Raw genomic sequence first — 17,478 nt, forward strand, 5'->3', positions numbered from 1 at the left:
GTGAGGCACCGTGGAGAAGGAGCGGCGAGCGCATGCGCGCCCGGGGGCGGGGTCCTCGTGGGCCCCGTCCACCGTCCTTGTCACCGGCGGGGCGGGCTTCATCGGCAGCCATGCCTGTGTCGAGCTCCTCGACCACGGTTACGAGGTGATCGTGGTCGACGACTACGCGAACAGCACGCCCCACGTCTTCGCCCGGGTGGAGAGGATCGCGGGCCGGTTCGTCGGGGCCGTCTACGAACTGGACCTACGGGACCGGCGCGCCCTGTCGGCCGTCTTCGACCGGCACTCGGTCGACGCCGTCATGCACTTCGCCGCGCTCAAGTCGGTCAGCGGATCGGTCGCGAGGCCGGTCGAGTACTACGACACCAACGTGGGCGGCACCACGGCACTGCTGCGGACGATGCACGAGCACGGAGTGCACCGGCTCGTGTTCTCCTCCTCCTGCTCGATCTACGGCGACGCGGGCCCCGGCCTGCTCGACGAGGCCACCCCGCCCAGGCCGACCAATCCCTACGCGGCCTCGAAGTGGCTCTGCGAGCAGATCCTCGCCGACGTCTGCCGCCACCGCCCCGAGTACACCGTGCTGTGCCTGCGCTACTTCAATCCGGCCGGCGCGCACCCCAGCGGCCTGCTCGGCGAGGACCCGCAGGACGTCCCCGACAACCTCATGCCCTACGTGGCCCAGGTCGCCGTCGGCCGCAGGGAGCGCCTGCGCATCTTCGGCGCGGACTATCCGACCCCCGACGGCACGGCGATCCGCGACTACATTCACGTCATGGACACCGTCGAGGCGCACCGCGTCGCCCTCGATCACCTCGCCGACGAACCGGGCATGCATGTGTACAACATCGGCCTGGGGCAGGGCAGTTCGGTCCTCGACGTGGTTGCCGTGTTCTCCGAGACGTGCGGCCGAGCCGTTCCGTACCAGATGGTGCCCCGCCGCCCCGGAGACGTCGCCTCACTCGTCGCCGACCCGAGTGCCGTCACCCGCGCCTGGGGCTGGCGCCCCACCCGTGACCTCTCCGACATGTGCCGGGACGCCTGGCGGTTCCAGCAGCTCAACCCGCACGGCTACGCGGGTTCCGCACGGCGCCCGGGCCCGAAGGGCTGAGGGCGAACGCCGTCTCCACCAGGGCGATGTGGCTGAAGGCCTTGGGCGCGTTGCCCAGTTGGCGGCCCGCGTCCGGATCCCACTGCTCCGAGAGCAGACCGACGTCGTTGCGGACGGCGAGCACGCGCTCGAACACGTCACGGGCCTCTGCGACCTGGCCGGTGGCGGCAAGGGCGTCGGCGTACCAGAGGGAGCACGATACGAACGTGCCCTCCGAACCGTGCACACCGTCGACGGCGTGCACGCCGTCGGCGACCGGTGCGTACCGTCGTACGAAGCCGCCGTGGTGCAGCCGCCGCATCGCGCGGACGGTGCCGCGCACCCGCTCGTCCGAGGCAGGCAGGAAGCCGAGCCGCGGCATCAGCAGCGCCGAGGCGTCCAGGGCCGGCGAGCCGTAGGACTGCACGAAGGACCGCCGACCGGCGTCCCATCCCTGCCGGCACACCTGGCGGTGCACCTCGTCCCGCATGGCGCGCCATTCCCCGGAGGAACCGTTGCGGCCGAGCAGTTCCCCCATCCGCAGGGCGCGGTCGGCGGCCACCCAGACCATGACCTTGGAGTGCACGAACTGCCGCCGGGGGCCCCGCACTTGCCACAGCCCCTGGTCCGGTTCCCGCCAGTGCCGCTGCAGATAGCCCATCATCGCCTCGACCAGATTCCACACGTGGGCCGGCATGGGGATCCCGGCCCGCAGCGACAGGCAGAAGGCATCCAGGACCTCGCCGTAGACGTCCAGCTGGAACTGGTTCGCCGCGGAGTTGCCGAACCGGACGGGCCGCGAGCCCTCGTAGCCGGGCAGCCACGACGCCTCGGTCTCCGGCAGCAGGCGCTGCCCGCCGACGCCGTACACGGTCTGCAGATCGGCGGGAGCTCCGGCGATGGCCCGCACCAGCCAGTCCAGCCAGGCCGTCGCCTCCTCCCGGTAGCCGCTGCGCAGCAGACAGGTCAGCGCGAAGGTGGAATCGCGCAGCCAGCAGTGGCGGTAGTCCCAGTTGCGCTCGCCGCCGATGCATCCGGGCAGGGAGGTCGTCGGTGCGGCGACGATGCCGCCCGTCGGGGCGTAGGTCAGGGCCTTCAGGGTGATCAGGGATCGCATCACGGCGTCCCGCCACGGGCCCTCGTAGTGGCACTGGGCGGTCCAGCTCCGCCAGAAGTCGGCGGTCTCCTTCAGCAGCGTCTCGGCCGGGATGCTCAGCGGCGTGGGCGGTTCGGGCAGGTGCGAGGGCGACCACACCAGGGTGAGCGCCAGCCGCCGTCCGGCCGGGACGGTGAAGTCGTAGACCGTGGCCTCGACGCCGTCGAGCGCCCGCACGATCCCGTCGGCACCCAGCCAGACGGCGTCCGGGCCGGCGACCGCCACCGCGCACTGGTCGACGGCCCGGATCCAGGGCACGACCCGACCCTGGTGGAAGCGCAGCTGCAGCTCGCTGCGCATGGACACAGCACCCGACAAACCCTCGACGACGCGGACCAGACACGGCAGCCCGCCTCGCGGCGGCATGAAGTCCGTGACCCGCACGGTCCCTGTCGCGGTCTCCCACCGCGAGTCCAGGACCAGTGCGTCGGGCCGGTACGAGCGGTGCGTGCAGGGGCCGCTGCCGACGGGGGCGACCCGCCAGAATCCGTTGTCCGGCGTGCCCAGCAGCGCGGCCAGACAGGCCGGCGAGTCGAATCGGGGCAGACACAGCCAGTCGACGGAGCCGTCCCGGCCGACCATGGCGGCGGTCTCCAGGTCACTGATGAGGGCGTAGTCCTCGATGAGAGCACTCATAATCACCAAAACCGTATATTTACGGCGTATACGTACATATTCGCCTCACGGGCACCCCACGTCAACCCCGCCCCCCTTCAGGGACACGCGGCCAAGGCGACGGCACGGAAAAGGGCGGAAGGCCCTCCCCTTGCGAGTAGCATCGGTGTTTACGTCGTATACGGACGGTGTTTGACGATGAAGGTCCTGGTCGCACGGCGAGGAGAGGCGCAATGGCGAATGGCTCGGAACCCGGCCCGGCACGTCGTGCCAGCGACCGCGGGCGTTACGGCAGGCTCAACCGTGAGCGCGTGCTGGCCGCCGCCCTGGATCTGGTGGACCGCGAAGGCCTCTCCGCGCTGAGCATGCGCCGGCTGGGCGCGGAGCTCGGGGTGGAGGCGATGGCGCTCTACCGGTATGCGGCGAGCAAGGACGCTCTCCTCGACGGCCTGGTCGAAGCGCTGTATCTCGAGCTGGAGGAGCGCCTGGCCGTCGGCGCCGAAGCCGGCTCGACGGACACTGCGCCCGCCTGGCGGGCCGAGCTCCACCGCATCGCCCGGGCCACGTACGACGTCTGCCTCGCCCACCCGCAGGCGGTCCCGCTGCTCACCACCCGCATGCTGGCCGTCCCGCTCGCGCGTCGCCCGCTCGCCGTGCTGAAGGACCACGAGAGGGTGATCGCCCTGCTCCGGGAGGCGGGCCTCGACGACGCCGGTACGGCCGCCGTCTTCCGGGCCTTCACCGCGTGGCTGCTCGGCTATGTGTCCGTGGAGCTGCGGCCGATGGTGGACAACCCCGACGAGCAGGACCCGGCCTTCCGCCTCGGCCTGCACCGCATGCCGCCCCAGGAGCTGCCCGGGCTCCGGAGGGCCGCCCCCGCCCTCACCGAGCCGGGCGGGCCGGAGGGCCTGACCGCCGGCCTGGACGCGCTGCTCGACCGGTTCGGGGAGACCGCCGGCAGGTAGGACCCGCGCAGGCCCCGCCCGATGCATCTTCCGGTACGTATTCTTCGACGGTGCCTGAGACCGAGCTGATGCGCCTCCCCGACATGCCGCTGCACGACCCGTTCGTCGTCGCCGACAAGGCGACCCGCACGTACTACCTCTACACCTCCAACGACCCGTCCGTATCGGGCGTGGACGGCACCGGCACGATGGTCTACCGCAGCCACGACCTGCGCGACTGGATGCGCCCCGTGGTGGTCTTCCGCGCCGCCGAGCAGAGCGGGATCTGGGCGACCGACGGCGGATGGGCACCGGAGGTCCACGAACTGGGCGGCCGGTACTACCTGTTCACCACGCTCCACAACCAGGACAAGCCGCTTCCGGTGCCATCCGCGGGCCCATGGGGCACGCCGTTCCAGCTCCCGAACCACCTGCGCGGCACGATCACCGCGGTGTCCGACTCGCTGCTGGGTCCCTTCACCGCCGTCGACCCCGCACGCCCCACCCCGCCCGAGAACCTGATGACCCTCGACGGCACGCTCCATGTCGACCCGGCCGGGCAGCCCTGGATGGTGTACGCGCACGAGTGGCTGCAGACAGTCGACGGCACCATGGAGGCGATCCGGCTGGCCCCGGACCTGACGGGAACCGTCGGAGATCCGGTCTTCCTGTTCAAGGCCTCGGACGCGTTCTGGATCGGCGAGCAGATCCCGAGCGGCGTCCCGCACCAGCTTGCGCCCTACATCACCGACGGCCCCCAGCTGTACCGCACCCCTGACGGGTCGCTGCTCATGCTGTGGTCGACGTACGAGAAGAACGTGGCCGGCAAGGACGGCACCGTCAGCGGCGGCTATGTGCAGACCTATGCCGTCTCCGAGTCCGGAGAGATCACCGGGCCGTGGCAGCAGCGCCGGCCGCTGGTGCGCGACGACAGCGGTCACGGCATGCTCTTCCGCACCTTCGACGACCGGCTGATGATGGTCCTGCACCGCCCGTTCGAGAACGCGCGCGGGAAGCTGTACGAGATGCAGCTCCTCGGCCACGAGCTGCGGGTGCTCCGGCAACGCACCGACCTCGACGGCGGCGGATGACGGCGCAACACATGTGGCCGTCCGGCAGCGACGCCGGACGGCCACGGGTCCGAGACGAGCCGTCAGCTCTTGCCGACGAGCCGCCAGATCTGGTTCTTCTTGGTGCTCAGTGCGCTCGCCGCATCGCAGGTCCACTGGTGGATCAGCGCGCCGGGCGTGGTCGAGACGTTGGAGACGTCGACGCACTTGCCGCTGTGGACGGCGACCAGCTGGTAGTCCTTGCTGTTGCCGAGCGCGGTGACGGGGTTGAGGGTGAACTGCTGGTTGGTGGCGCCGTTGCAGGTGTACTGGATGACGGCCGCCCCGTCGGCGGTGGACGCCCCGGAGACGTCGAGGCACTTGCCGCTCAGCTCGTTGACGACCGTGTACGTGTTGGTCTTGCCGCTGACCGGCTTGAGGTCGAGCATCTGCTGGTAGCCGCCCTCGCACAGGTACTGCTGGTACTGGGTGCCGTTGGCGGTGCTCAGGTTGGTGTCGTCCAGGCACTGGCCGCTGTTCTCGCTGACCGCGACCGTGGAGACGGTGGTGTTGGACGGCGGCAGCAGGGTGACGGTGTAGCCGTCCTTGGCGTTGCTCCAGGGGAGGCTCACCGAGGCCGCGTTGTTGCTGACGTTCAGGGTGGTGTCGGAGATCGTCTCCGGGCCTGCCACCGCGGCGCCGTTGTTGTACGGGACGCGCTGGACGACCGCGCGGACCTGGCCGTTCTCCACCACCGAGGTGGCGTTGAGGCCGGTGAGGTTGACGGCGACGTTGCCGGTGTTGCCGTTGCTGCCGAGCAGCACCTTGGCGTTCTTCGCGGTGTTGTCCTTGGTGGCGAGGCCGTCGGTGCCGGAGCCGGGGACGAGGTTGACGATGTTGCCGGTCTGGGAGCCGTAGTAGCGGTACATGAACCACTCGCCCAGGGGCAGGTACTGGCCCGCGCTGTTCTTGGTGAGGAGGTTCGCCTCGTCGTCGTGCAGAGCGGTGCCGGAGGCCCAGTTGCCCCGCAGACCGTCGGCGCCGGCCCGCTCCAGGCGGCCGATGAACCAGGCGCCGCCACCGGGGTTCTGCTGGGAGAGCGCGGCGTACTCGTTGATCTGGTACGGGCGGGTGTTCGTCAGCCCCGCGGAGGCGAGGGTGGAGTTGGCGCTGGAGACTCCCGGGACGGGGTCGGCGGGTTCGTCGTGCCAGCTGTAGATGTCGGGGGCGACGTTGTTGGCCTTGACGTAGTTGAGATACGTGGTCCACCAGCTGTTGGAGGAGGTGGGCTGGCCGGCAATGCTGGGGCCGACGATGAGCTGGCCCGGGAACGCCGCCCGGACGCGGGCGTGGAACCGCGACCACATCTGCAGGTACTGCGCCTGCGAGGCGCCCCAGAAGCCGCTGCCGTCGGGCTCGTTCCACAGGTCCCACTGGACCGTCATGTTGTTGGCTTTGACGTCGTTGATGAGCTGAGTGACGAAGTTGTCGAACTGCGTCCAGTTCCCGTTGTCACCGGGCCAGCCCACGTGGGTGGTGCTGTCGGCGCCCCACAGGTCGTGCGGCAGGAGCACGAAGGTGCCGCCGAGGGCGGCGGTGCGCTTGTACTGCGCCAGGGTCGCGTTCCAGCGGGTCTGGTAGTCGGCCAGGCTGGTGGCGTAGCCGCCGCTGTTGAGCTGGGCACCGCCGGCCCGCATGAAGTGCCACTTGATGTCCTTGAAGAAGTGGTCCTGCGGGAGCGAGCCGTTCGGCGTCATGCCGTAGATCATTCCGGAGGCCCGGTACGTGGGGGCGCCACCGGCGTTGGCGAAGTCGACGGTGACGCTCGTGTCCGCGGCCCGGGAGGGGGCGGCCGGTATCAGGGTCGAGGCCAGGGCGGCCATGAGGACGGCGACGGAGGAGACGGCTCGGCGCCTGGTGCGGGTTGTGAGTCTGGGGGGTGTTGTGGGCGAGTTCATTGTGCGGCTCCTGGTGGGGGATGAGGATCACCGGGCCCGTGCGGTCCCGGGGCGGTGTGGGAGGCGGCCGTTCAGCGGCCGTCTCGGTGGGCGTGTGCTTCCGCGAGCAGGAGGTAGCTGCTGGCGGTCCACGTGTAGGCGCGGTCGCGCAGACCCGTGCCGGTGAGGGCGTCGAAGTTCTCGGCGAAACCGTGGGTCTCGCACAGGGCGCGGAAGCGGGCGCTGATGTCGTCCGCGAGGCGCTGGTGGCCGGCGCGGCGCAGGCCGTCCTCGACGAGGACGGTGGCGGGGGCCCAGATCGGGCCGCGCCAGTAGCCGTCGGCGAGATAGTGCGGCGAGGTGGTCAGTTCGGTGGCCAGGCCGTACGGCGTCAGGTGGGCCTTGATGTGGTCGGCCAGTGCGCTGCTGACCTCGGCGGGCAGGTGCTCGCCCAGCACGACGGGCATCAGGTCGAGGAGGCCGGCGCTGCTCCAGGTGTTCCCGGTGGCGACTCCTCGGGCGACGAACCGGTCGCCGGTCCACAGCTGGTCGAGCAGCGCCGTCTGCGTCTGCTCCGCTGCGGCCGTCCACCGGCGTGCCTCGTCCTCCTTGCCCAACTCCCCTGCCAGGCTGGCGAGTTCGTGCAGCTGGAGCACGAGGAAGGCGGCCAGGTCTGCGGTGACGACCACCCGCTCGGGGTCGAAGGTGGTGGCGTTGTCCCAGCCGCTGTCGTTGCCGTGCTGGTAGTAGGGCAGTTCGGCGTCGGGGGCTCTTCGTGCGGTGAGCCAGAAGTCGGTCCAGCGCTCCAACATGGCGTACACCTGTGCCAGTTGGGACTGATCGGGAGGTGTCGGCAGGCGGCGGCGCAGGTGGCCGAAGGCCCAGCCGTGGATGGGCGGCTTGACGAAGTTGTACAGGACCTCGGAGTGGGTGACCGAGTCGGGCAGGGCGCCGCTGTCGTCCTGGTGGTCGAAGGGCAGGGCGAACTGGTCGAGGGCCAGTTCGGGGCAACCGGGCGCCAGCGCAAGGGCGTTGAAGCAGTGGTCCCAGCTCCAGACCTTGTCCATCCAGTGCTTGGACATCAGCACGGCGGGCCGGGTGACCAGCCCGGTCGGCCGTACGGTCGCCGACCACACCACGTAGGCGGCGAGTTCGGCGGCCGGTGTGGCGGACGAGCGCCAGGGGGCCACCGCGTCGACGAAGTCCGCGAACGCGCGCCGCGCGGACTCCACGATGTCCTCGAAGGCCGCCGAGGTCGTGTACGGCGGGCGGGCGGTGTCGAGTTCCTCGACCGCGATCTCCCAGCCGCCGTCCCCCTCCTCGGTGATGGTGAGACCGCGGCCGCCGCTGCCCAGGGCCTGGGCCCCGGCCGCCTCGTCGAGGGTGCCGGACAGCACGGTGACGCGGTAACGGCGTCCGGTCTCGTACGACGTGAACACGTGCGCGTCGGCCGCCGGGTCGTGGAAGAAGTACGTGCCGCTGAACGGGGTCAGGGCCTGCGCGGCGGCGAGGACGCCGATGCCCAGGCCGCTCCCCCGCAGCCGTACGGTGTCCGACGACTCGTAGGCGAGGTCGACGCGCCCGCTCTCGCCGATCCAGCTGAGCAGGCCCGGTCTCGCCTCGACGCGGGTCTCGGCGCGGTCGCCCGTCGTCGTGTTCAGGGGGGCCAGGCGCAGCACGGCGTGCATGCCGTTCTGGTGCGAGACGAGGTGGAGGTCCTCGGCGTACGTCTTCTCCGCCACGACGGGCGAGATGTCGAACCAGGATCCGTAGGTGCTGAACGGGATGTCGTGGACGGAGAAGGCCGGGCCGGACGGGGCGGCGGTCATGGTGGCGTGACTCGTTTCTGGGGCAGGGGGCAGCAGCCGACCGGCAACTGGTCGGTCGTTGTGGCGGGTTGGGCGGGGCTCAGTCCTTGACGGCGCCCGCGGTCACGCCGGCGGCGACGTAGCGCTGGGCGAGGACGAGGATCACCGCGGCCGGCAGCGAGGCGACGACGGCGGTGGCCATGATGGCGTTCCACTGCTGGTTGTTGTTGCCGATGTAGTGGTAGATGCCGAGGGTGATCGGCTCATGGGTGCCGCCGTTGACCAGGGTGCTGGCGAAGACGAAGTCGGACCAGGACCACAGGAAGGCGAACAGGGACACCGTGACGACGGCGTTGCGGCTCATCGGCAGCACGACGGACCAGAAGGTCCGCAGGGCCCTGGCTCCGTCCATCTGCGCGGCCTGGAGCAGTTCGCCGGGGATGCCCGACATGAACGCAGTGAAGATCAGGACCGCGAACGGGACGGCGAGGGTCGAGTCGGCGACGATCAGGCCGGGGACGGACTGGAGCAGCCCGAGTTGGAGGTAGATGGCGTAGAAGCCCATCGCCATGATGATGCCGGGGATCATCTGCGCTGCCAGCAGGACGAAGCTCAGGACGCCGCCGCCGCGCGGGCGCAGCTTGGCCAGGGCGTAGCCGGCGGGCGCGGACAGGAGCACGGTCAGCAGGACGGTGCCCAGGCCGATGACCAGGCTGGTGCCGAGGTAGGGCAACTGCTCGTCGAGAACGGTGCGGTAGCCGGCCAGGGTGCCGTGCAGCGGCAACAGGTCCGGCGGGCTCTTGCGCATGTCCTGGTCGCGGGTGAGGGACACGTTGAGCATCCAGTACACCGGGAAGAGCATGATCCCGGTCAGCACGACGCCGATCGTGGTCTTCACCCACGTATGCCTGCGGCTTGGGCTCATGACAGCGCCTGCTTTCTCTGCACCCGGACGTAGACCAGGCCGAAGACCAGGGCGGCGACCACGAGGAGGTTGCCGACAGCCGCTCCCGGGCCGAAGGCGGGCAGGAGGTTGCCGAAGCCGAGCTGGTAGGACCAGGTGGCGAAGGTCGTGGACGAGTCGGCCGGACCGCCCTTGGTCATGATCCAGATGATGTCGAAGACCTTGAGCGTGTAGACCAGCCCCAGCAGCAGGGTGATCGCGGAGACCGGGCGCAGCAGCGGGAAGGTGATGCTCCAGAACCGGCGCCAGGCACCCGCCCCGTCGAGGGCGGCGGCCTCGTACAGGCCGGCCGGGATGGACTGCAGGCCGCTGTAGAGCACGACCAGGTTGAACGGGACGCCGATCCAGATGTTCGCGATGATCACCGAGGTCAGCGACCAGGACGGCGAGGTCAGCCAGTTCACCGGGGCGAGGCCGACGGCGTGCAGGGTGGCGTTGACGATGCCGGAGTCGGTGTTGAGCATCCACGACCAGGTGGAGGCCGACACGATCAGCGGCAGCAGCCACGGTACGAGGAACAGGGCACGCAGGGTCGCCGAGAGCCGGAAGTGCTGGTTGAAGAAGACCGCGAGGGCGAGCCCGATGGCGTACTGGAAGACCAGGCACACGGCGGTGAACACGGCGGTGTGGAGCAGGGCCGGGGCGAAGGTCGGGTCGTCGAGGACGGTGCGGTAGTTCGCCAGGCCGGTGAACGGGGCGTCGCCCTGGACGAAGGAGCGGACGGTGTAGTTGCGCAGGCTCAGGTCGAGGTTGCGGTAGAGCGGATAGGCGTAGAAGAGGGCGAGGTAGAGGGTCACCGGGGCGAGGAATCCCCAGGCGGCCCACTGGGTGGAGGTGGGCCGGCGGCGTTTTCTGCCGCGGGCCGGGGGCGGGGCGGCGGGGGCCGCCCCGTTCCGGACGCCCGCGGGCCGGTGGTCCGGCGGATGTGTCGTCTGCTTCATGGGGTTCACCGGGCTGATGTCACTTGACCGCGGACTGAGCCGAAGTCAGCGCGTCCTTGGGCGACTTGGAGCCGCTGAGGGCGGACTGGACGGCCTTCCACATCTGCTCGGAGATCTTGGGGTACTTGGTGCCCAGTTCGTCACTGGTGCGGCCCTTGGCCGCCTTGACCGCGTCCACCCACGGCTTCAACTCGGCGTTCGCGGCCACCTGCTTGGCCTGGACCTCGCTGGTGGGGGCCACGTAGGACAGGGTGGTGTCGGTCGTGTTGAGGTTGTCGGTGCTGGTCAGGCAGGTCACCAGCTTCTGGGTGGTGGCCAGGCGGCCGGTGTCCTTCTGGACCGGGAGGGTCACGAACTCGCCGCCGGTCGGGGCCGCGGCGTTGCCGCCCGTGGCGGCCGGGATGGGCAGTACCCCGTAGTCGAGGCCGGCCTTCTTGGCGTTGGCGAGCTGCCAGGTGCCGTTCTCGCTGAACGCGTAGTCGCCGCTCGCGAACTCCTGCCAGCTGGTCGTCTGGGTGTTGTTGAGCACCGAGTTGGGGGCGTAGCCCTGCTTCAGCCAGCCCTTCCAGAGGGAGAGCGCGGACACGGCCTGGGAGGAGCCGAGTTCGGTCAGCTTGGCGCCCGATCCCCAGAACCAGGGCAGGAATTGGAAGCTGCCCTCCTCCGTGCCGATCGCCGAGAAGGTGATGCCCTTCTTGCCGGCCTTCTTGACCTTCGCCAGCGCCGCCGTCAGCGACTTCCAGTCCTTGACCGAGGAGATGTCGACCCCGGCCGTCTTCAGCACCTTCTTGTTGTAGTACAGGGCAAGGGTGTTGGCGCCGATCGGCGTGCCGTAGGTCTTGCCGCCCGACTGACCGGCCGCGAGCAGGTTGGGGTCGACCTTCGAGGTGTCCAGCTTGTTGTCGTCGGTCGTGGTGAGCACGCCCGCCTCGGCCAGGGTCGACACCACCGGGTTGTCGACGATGAGCACGTCCGGCGAGTTGCCCTGCTGCGCCGCCAGCAGCGTCTTGTTGCCCAGGTCGCTGGTGTCGAAGGCGGTCCGCTTGACCTTCACTCCGGCCTTGGTGCCGCACTGGTCCAGCAGCTTCGCCCAGTCCGAGGTCTTGTCGAACTGCGGGTACGGGTCCCAGATGGTGTACGTCCCGCCGCCGGCGCCCTTGGTGTCGGTGCTGCCCGAGCCGGAGGAGCAGGCGGTGGCACTGACGGCCACGGCGAGTGCGGTCACGGCTGCGGCGGTCAGACGGCGCTGTCTGGAGGAGCTGTTCATTGCGAGGGTTCCTTTGTTTTGGGCATGCGGGTGCCGAGGGCACGGGTGGTGAGGGAAAACGGGCACGGCGAACAGCGCTGTCGAGCGGTTCGGGCGTCCGGTGAGGTGAAAGGACCTACGTGAGGCGAGGGGTTACGTGGGTGCGGTCAGGGACCGAGGTCAGGGAGCCGTAGCGGGCCCGGTGCTGGCGCGGAGGGAGATCGGGGGCGCGAGGAGGTGGTGCCGGGGCGGGGCGTCGGGGTGGTCGAGTCGCTCGACCAGCAGGTCGACGGCGCGGCGGCCCATCTCCTCCGCCGGTACGTCGGCCGCGGTGAGCTGCGGGGTCACCGTCTCCGCCCAGCGGCCGGCGACGACCCCGGTGACGGAGAAGTCGCGCGGTACATGGCGGCCGGCCTGGGCCAGCCCCCGGTAGAGGCCGCCGAGCGCGGCCTCGTTCAGCGTGACCAGGGCGGTGGTCGCCGGGTCGTCGTGCAGGATCTGTTCCAGGCAGGCCTGGCCGGACGCGGCGTCGTCCCCGCAGCAGTACGTCCGCACGGTCAGCCCGCGCTCGGCCGCGGCCTTGGTGAAGCCGTCCAGGCCGCGGTGCGCGGACTCGTATCCGGCCCGCAGCAGCTGCTCGGGACGGTTGACGAAGGCGACCCGGCGGTGGCCGAGATCCGCCAGGTGGTGGACGCAGGCCGCCGCCAGCGCGGTGTGGTCCAGGCCGACCCACCAGCCGCCCTCCGGGTGGGCGGTACGGCCGATGGCCACGGAGGGGAAGTCCAGGGCGGCCAGGTGATCGACCCGGTCGTCCTCGAGTCTGATCTCCATCAGGATCGCGCCGTCGACCCGGCGCTCCCCCAGCAGCCGCTGGAACGAGCGGTCGCTGTCCACGCCACTCGGGGAGAGGAGTACGTCGTAGTCGTAGGCCGCGGCGGCCTCCACCACGCTGCCGATGAAGTCGAGCTGCATGCCGGTGTAGTGGTTGCCGGCGGGCGGGAAGACCAGGCCGATCGTGCTGGTCCGGCCGTTGGCCAGGGCGCGGGCGCTGGCGTTCGGGCGGTAGCCCAGCTCGTCGATGACCTGCTGGATCTTCCGGCGGGTGTCGTCCGAGACGGGGCGCTTGCCGCTCAGTGCGTAGGAGACGGTGCTCCGCGAGACACCGGCTCGCCGGGCGATCTCACCGATGTTCACGGGTGGCTCCTTGCTCGAACCGGTTCGACTCCTCGGTGGAGAGAGTACTCGCCGGCCGTGAGGGTGTGGGGTGGAACGAAGAACGAGAACCGATTGTCGAACCGGTTCGCGTCAAGTGACGGTAGGAACTGACCGGGCGCCTGTCAACACCCCTGACGCCACTTCCGCATCCGTCGGAAGGTCCCGATTTCTTCGGGTCGAGGGGATTGCTGGCCGGGATTCCCGGTGCTAGCTTCCCCGAACCGGTTCGATGAAGTACTCCTCCCGACGGGCGTGGGCCGGTTCCGCACCCTCCCCGGGCAGGCGGGGCCTCTTCACCTGCCGACTGGACGGACTCCCTCACGGTCGCAGCGGCCGTGATCGAACCGGTTCGACGCATGTCGATGCGCCGATGCGCTGATACACAAGGATTGAGGACGCAATCCATGCCATCCGCTGACAGATCCGCCCGGCACCGGGTCCCGGCCGCCATGGCGCCGGCGCTGGGCGCAGGCCTGCCGGCCGCACCGGCCGTCCCCGCACAGGCAGCCGATACGCCCCGACCCACCGCCCACTACACCTTCGACCAGGACGACCTCGCCTCCGGCAGGATCACCGACAGCTCCGGCAACGGCCTGACGGCGACCCTGGTGAACGCCTCCACCGCCCCATCCGTCGCGGGCACGGACGGCGGCAAGGCGCCGGCCCTGCCCGGCGGGGCGCCCGGCTCCGGCGGCGCGTATGTCCGTCTGCCCGCGAAGTGCCGGGCGACGCAAGCGACTTGACGGTCTCGGCCCGCGTGAAGTACAGCGGCGACAAGTCGGCCTGGCAGCGGATCTTCGACCTCGGCACCGACACCACCAGGTACCTGTTCACCCGGCCGTACAACGGCAGCGTGCTGCGCACCGCGGTGACCAGCAGCGGAGGGGGCGCGGAGGCGCAGGTCGCCGGGTATGCGCCGCTGCCCGCCGACGGCTGGTGGACCGTCAGTGCATCGGGCGCGTCAGCCCGGTGGTGAAGCGAATCCGAGGGTGACGACGCGAGGCGTCGCCGCATCTGGTGGTCCGGCGGTGCCAGACCCGGAGTGTGCACCATCCGCGGCGCGGAGCGCTGTGATCGCCTGGTCTTTGCGGAGCCGGGCAGGGCTCATACCCGCCGGTTCTGCGGTTCTGACCGCGATTCCGCAATAGATCTCGAAACCTGGCCACGCCTTCGTAGACATCGCCCCCGGGACGTAGGAACGAACAATGCATCTGCCCTGACTGTCAGTGAAGTGCGGTCACAACCGTCGAGTTGGCCCGCATGAGCCTCGGAGGCGGCCCGCAGGGTGGCGGCGCCCTCTCGCGCTGCCCGGACGTGCTGGATCGAGGGGATCAAGGACACGGTCCTCGGTACTGGTGAGCTCACGTAATCGACTGTCGCGTATTCCTTGGTGATTGAGGGGCCGTGCCACCGTGTGGGTCGCAGGGAGCGTGGTGGCGCCAGGAGCTTCCGGCCTCCAAGTTCTGCGACCGCGCGGGGATATGGGGCGCCGGCCACCGCCCCGGGGCGAGGGTGAACGCGCCCCGCGCACAGGCGCGCCGATGTGCCACCTGTGACCCCGTGCGCGGGGCGCTCTCTACGTGCCTGCTGGTCACACTGATGAGAGTCGGCTTCACCTGCGTCCAGCGGCAGGAGGTTTGGGCATGGCAGCACCGCGCATGACTCGACGACACAGTGGGATCCTCCGGAGAATGGGCTTACTGGCGGCCTCGGTGGAGCGCGGGCGACGGGCGCGGACCGGGGGACGCCGAAGGTCCGGGGCCCGGACGAGGTGGCTCCTGCTGTCCGCCTGCCTGATCCTGAGTTCCTTCGGCTCCAGCACGACATCGACGGCCGCTGCCACCCAGCCGTCGGCCCAGCAATGCAACGAGGTGCCGACCGGCGTCGCCACCCGCGATCACTGGCTGAGGTTCACGGTGCCGCCGGGGCTCATGCCGGACCCTCAGTTCGACGGGCGCCCGGCGAGGATCCAGGTGCATCGCGTCCAGCCGGTGTACGCGAACGGCAAATGCCCAGGAGTGCCCAACAGGGCCGCAGTGCTGATCCACGGCCGCGCCATCACCGCCTCGCCCGCCTTCGACCTGCGCTCCCCCGCCCCGGAAGGCGGCTCGCTCAGCATGCAGGAAGGACTCGCGCGGGCGGGAATCGACACCTTCGCCCCGAGCCTGCTCGGCTACGGCCACTCGACGCGCTTCGACGACGGCCTGAACGATCCCGGCAACGCGAGCCTCAGGCCCTATCTCGCGGACGGCACCTGTCCGTACCCCGAGGGGTGCGACCGCACCCACAACCCGATCTTCACCCTCGATCAGCAGGGGACCCTGCTCCTGACCAATCCGCTGGGCGGGGAGAGGCGCGCACACTCGAGCAATCACCGCTTTGCGCGCATGGACGTCTGGGTACGCGACATCCGCCAGGTCATCGACGACGCCATCACGCGCGCGCAGCCGACGGACGGCAAGGTCACCCTGCTCGGCTATTCGCTCGGCGGGCCGCGCGTCGGGCGGACGCTGTACGCAGCCAACCCGGTCCTCCCCGGAAGCCCCGCCGTCATCGCGAAGGTCAACCGTGCCGTGTTCCTGTCGTCGCTCTTCGGCGGACCGACTGAGGAGACGACGCCCCCGACGGGCTTCGTCACGTTCCCGCTGACGCTTGACCGCCGCCCGGGGGCGCCGGTACTTCCGCCGGATCGCGAGGCCGCGTGCACCGGGCGTGTCATCCCCGGCAGCCAGGATCAGTTCTGGAAGCAGATCATGGAGCAGGACACCGAGGGGCGGAACTGGGGAGGGGACGACCCCGGCAACCCGACCGGCCTCGACCGCTCGCCGACGTTCTCCAACTACGGCTGGAACACCGCCGTCGCGGGGCAGCTGACCCCGCCCACGCTGGTCCTCCACGGTCTCGACGACGCCACCGCCCCGCCGGCCAACTCGTCCGCCATCTTCAACGCGCTCCCGGCGTCGATGACGAACAAGGTGCTCGTACAGGTCCAGTGCGCCAGCCACCAGATGCAGATGGAGGGCTGCTCCGGCCCACGCTGCACACCGGAGTCCGGAACGCCCTACGGCGGGCGCCCCGGCGAACCGTGGGCCGGCCCCCATGCCACGGTCAAGGCGGCGCTGATCGAGTGGATCAGGAGCGGGACCTTCAACGGCGCCGCGAACGGACAGTTCACCGTCGACGAAAGCGGCGTGGCCAGCGCCAGCCCGTAGAGTTGCCCCGGGCCCTCAGTTGCGTACTGCGCCCATGTGGATGGCCCCAAGCCCCTCCACATCCGGGAATGGACCTGCCCCGTTTGCAGAGCCGTCCTCGACCGGGACATCAACTCGGCCCGCAATGTGAAGAAGGCCGCCGGACTAGCGGTATCAGCCTGTGGAGCGCCGATAAGTCCAGAACCCGTTCTGGCACAGCGCGACGAAGCAGGAAGCCACGGATTCCCTCGCAAAGCTCATGCGGCATAGCAGCACAGCGGCACAGCAGCGAGAGAAGGCCAGAATCCTCGGGCTTCGGCCCGAGGAGCAAGTCAATCCGACCCGGAGCAGTCCGAGGCCACCCGCTACAACCCGGACCCACTCGCCCGCCACGCCGACATCACCGTCAACGGCGGCGAGATGCAGCGCGTCGGCTTCCCGCGCAGCTTCCATCGGAACAATCCCGGGGTGTTGCTCCGCTCGCTCTTCGCGCCGCTGATCGACCGCATCGTCGTCGCGCCGTATGCGCGGGAGGTGCGACCGGACTGGACGCAATGAACAGGCTGGGCGAGCCCGAGGTCAGGAACCCGCGTCGCCCGACCTCTCGCGTCGGCCGCCGATGGGCAGGCTCGCCAGCAGAGCGCGCCGGCTGGCCCTGACATGCTCGCGCATCACGCGCTCGGCGCTGTCGCCGTCCTTTGCCAGGATCAGCTCCAGGACGAGGTGGTGCTCGCGGTCGGACTGGGTGGCGCGGCCCGGCTGGCTCAGCGAGGTGTTCACCAGCCGGGAGTACGCGAGCTGATTCATCAGGATCCGGTAGTGGGCCTGCAACTTGCTGTTGTCGGAGCCGGCTATGAGCAGGTCGTGAAACTCCTGCACCAACGCCGCGTACCGCTCCCGGTCGTCGCGCTCCACCGCCGCATCGGCCTCGCGCAGGTTCCGCTCGAGCGAGGCGATCTCCGGGACACGGCCGCGCTGGGCGAGGAGGCGCGCGGCCGCGCCCTCGATGAGTTCCTTCATCTCGAAGAGTTCCGTGATCTCACGGCGGGAGGGGATGGTCACGAACGTCCCGACGCGGGGCCGGACTTCGACGAGCCCTTCGGTCTGCAGCTGCTTGAGGGCTTCGCGCACCGGCGTACGACTCACACCGAACTCGTCCGCGAGAGCGAGCTCCGAGAGCGAGGCTCCGGGTTCGATATCGCCCTTGATGATGCGCCTGCGCATTTCGGCGATCACCGTGGCCTGCATCGATCCGTTCTTCGGTTCGTTCTTCGGTTCGCTCTCCGGTTCGCTCTTCGCGCGATTCACCGAGTGCTCCTCCG

General features: G+C 70.0%; 14 protein-coding genes and 2 pseudogenes. 8 read left to right on the plus strand and 8 right to left on the minus strand.

The genetic code is table 11. From position 1 onward, the window contains the following. Positions 1-10: 10 nt before the first annotated feature. Entirely contained in the window at positions 11-1,111 is a 1,101-nt protein-coding gene (galE, locus tag ACFY10_RS48325; RefSeq protein WP_390671783.1) for a UDP-glucose 4-epimerase GalE, read from the plus strand. Here the strand turns inward: galE and ACFY10_RS48330 are convergent. Then, entirely contained in the window at positions 1,059-2,882 is a 1,824-nt protein-coding gene (locus tag ACFY10_RS48330) for a glycoside hydrolase family 15 protein (protein WP_390671784.1), read from the minus strand. The genes galE and ACFY10_RS48330 overlap by 53 nt on opposite strands. 212 nt (positions 2,883-3,094) lie before the next feature. Between ACFY10_RS48330 and ACFY10_RS48335 the strand changes: the two genes are divergently transcribed. Both ACFY10_RS48335 and ACFY10_RS48340 read left to right on the plus strand, forming a co-directional pair. Next, a complete protein-coding gene (locus ACFY10_RS48335) occupies positions 3,095-3,826 on the plus strand; it encodes a TetR/AcrR family transcriptional regulator (protein ID WP_390671785.1) in 732 nt (243 codons plus the stop codon). 68 nt (positions 3,827-3,894) lie between these two features. Further along, positions 3,895-4,896: a glycoside hydrolase family 43 protein gene (locus tag ACFY10_RS48340; protein WP_390671844.1), complete on the plus strand. Its 1,002-nt coding sequence runs from the start codon at positions 3,895-3,897 to the stop codon at positions 4,894-4,896. A 62-nt stretch (positions 4,897-4,958) separates the two neighbouring features. On the opposite strand, the gene ACFY10_RS48345 is transcribed toward ACFY10_RS48340, so the two are convergent. The 6 genes from ACFY10_RS48345 to ACFY10_RS48370 all read right to left on the minus strand — a co-directional run bounded on the left by ACFY10_RS48345 (position 4,959) and on the right by ACFY10_RS48370 (position 12,944). After that, positions 4,959-6,737, minus strand: coding sequence for an RICIN domain-containing protein (locus tag ACFY10_RS48345; RefSeq protein WP_390671845.1), 1,779 nt, complete (start codon positions 6,735-6,737; stop codon positions 4,959-4,961). Positions 6,738-6,883: 146 nt separating this feature from the next. Next, a complete protein-coding gene (locus tag ACFY10_RS48350) occupies positions 6,884-8,620 on the minus strand; it encodes an amylo-alpha-1,6-glucosidase (protein ID WP_390671786.1) in 1,737 nt (578 codons plus the stop codon). Between the two features lie 79 nt (positions 8,621-8,699). Further along, entirely contained in the window at positions 8,700-9,524 is an 825-nt protein-coding gene (locus ACFY10_RS48355; RefSeq protein ID WP_390671787.1) for a carbohydrate ABC transporter permease, read from the minus strand. Continuing rightward, the gene (locus ACFY10_RS48360) at positions 9,521-10,504 is read right to left on the minus strand and encodes a carbohydrate ABC transporter permease (RefSeq protein ID WP_390671788.1); all 984 of its coding nucleotides are present in this window, start codon (positions 10,502-10,504) and stop codon (positions 9,521-9,523) included. The genes ACFY10_RS48355 and ACFY10_RS48360 overlap by 4 nt, the downstream gene beginning before the upstream one ends. Before the next feature lie 19 nt (positions 10,505-10,523). Continuing rightward, positions 10,524-11,771, minus strand: a complete 1,248-nt coding sequence (locus ACFY10_RS48365; protein ID WP_390671789.1) for an extracellular solute-binding protein — start codon at positions 11,769-11,771, stop codon at positions 10,524-10,526. A gap of 159 nt (positions 11,772-11,930) precedes the next feature. Then, on the minus strand, positions 11,931-12,944 hold the full coding sequence (locus tag ACFY10_RS48370) for a LacI family DNA-binding transcriptional regulator (RefSeq protein ID WP_390671790.1): 1,014 nt from the start codon (positions 12,942-12,944) through the stop codon (positions 11,931-11,933). Between the two features lie 425 nt (positions 12,945-13,369). Between ACFY10_RS48370 and ACFY10_RS48375 the strand changes: the two genes are divergently transcribed. The 5 genes and pseudogenes from ACFY10_RS48375 to ACFY10_RS48395 all read left to right on the plus strand — a co-directional run. Then, complete coding sequence (locus ACFY10_RS48375; RefSeq protein WP_390671791.1) at positions 13,370-13,708, plus strand: hypothetical protein; 339 nt, start codon at positions 13,370-13,372, stop codon at positions 13,706-13,708. Then, positions 13,705-13,941 carry a hypothetical protein gene (locus tag ACFY10_RS48380; protein ID WP_390671792.1) on the plus strand — a complete coding sequence of 79 codons (237 nt, stop codon included), beginning with the start codon at positions 13,705-13,707 and terminating at the stop codon, positions 13,939-13,941. The genes ACFY10_RS48375 and ACFY10_RS48380 overlap by 4 nt, the downstream gene beginning before the upstream one ends. Before the next feature lie 715 nt (positions 13,942-14,656). Further along, positions 14,657-16,177, plus strand: a complete 1,521-nt coding sequence (locus ACFY10_RS48385) for an alpha/beta fold hydrolase (RefSeq protein ID WP_390671793.1) — start codon at positions 14,657-14,659, stop codon at positions 16,175-16,177. Between the two features lie 27 nt (positions 16,178-16,204). Beyond that, positions 16,205-16,426 (plus strand): annotated as a pseudogene (locus ACFY10_RS48390) (zinc ribbon domain-containing protein); the annotation flags it as partial. A 66-nt stretch (positions 16,427-16,492) separates the two neighbouring features. Beyond that, positions 16,493-16,714, plus strand: a pseudogene (locus tag ACFY10_RS48395) (hypothetical protein); the annotation flags it as partial. A gap of 21 nt (positions 16,715-16,735) precedes the next feature. On the opposite strand, the gene ACFY10_RS48400 reads toward ACFY10_RS48395, so the two are convergent. Further along, on the minus strand, positions 16,736-17,464 hold the full coding sequence (locus tag ACFY10_RS48400) for a GntR family transcriptional regulator (RefSeq protein WP_390671794.1): 729 nt from the start codon (positions 17,462-17,464) through the stop codon (positions 16,736-16,738). Between the last annotated feature and the right edge of the window lie 14 nt (positions 17,465-17,478).

It is taken from the genome of Streptomyces sp. NPDC001401 (assembly GCF_042895385.1).
Lineage (GTDB): Bacteria > Actinomycetota > Actinomycetes > Streptomycetales > Streptomycetaceae > Streptomyces.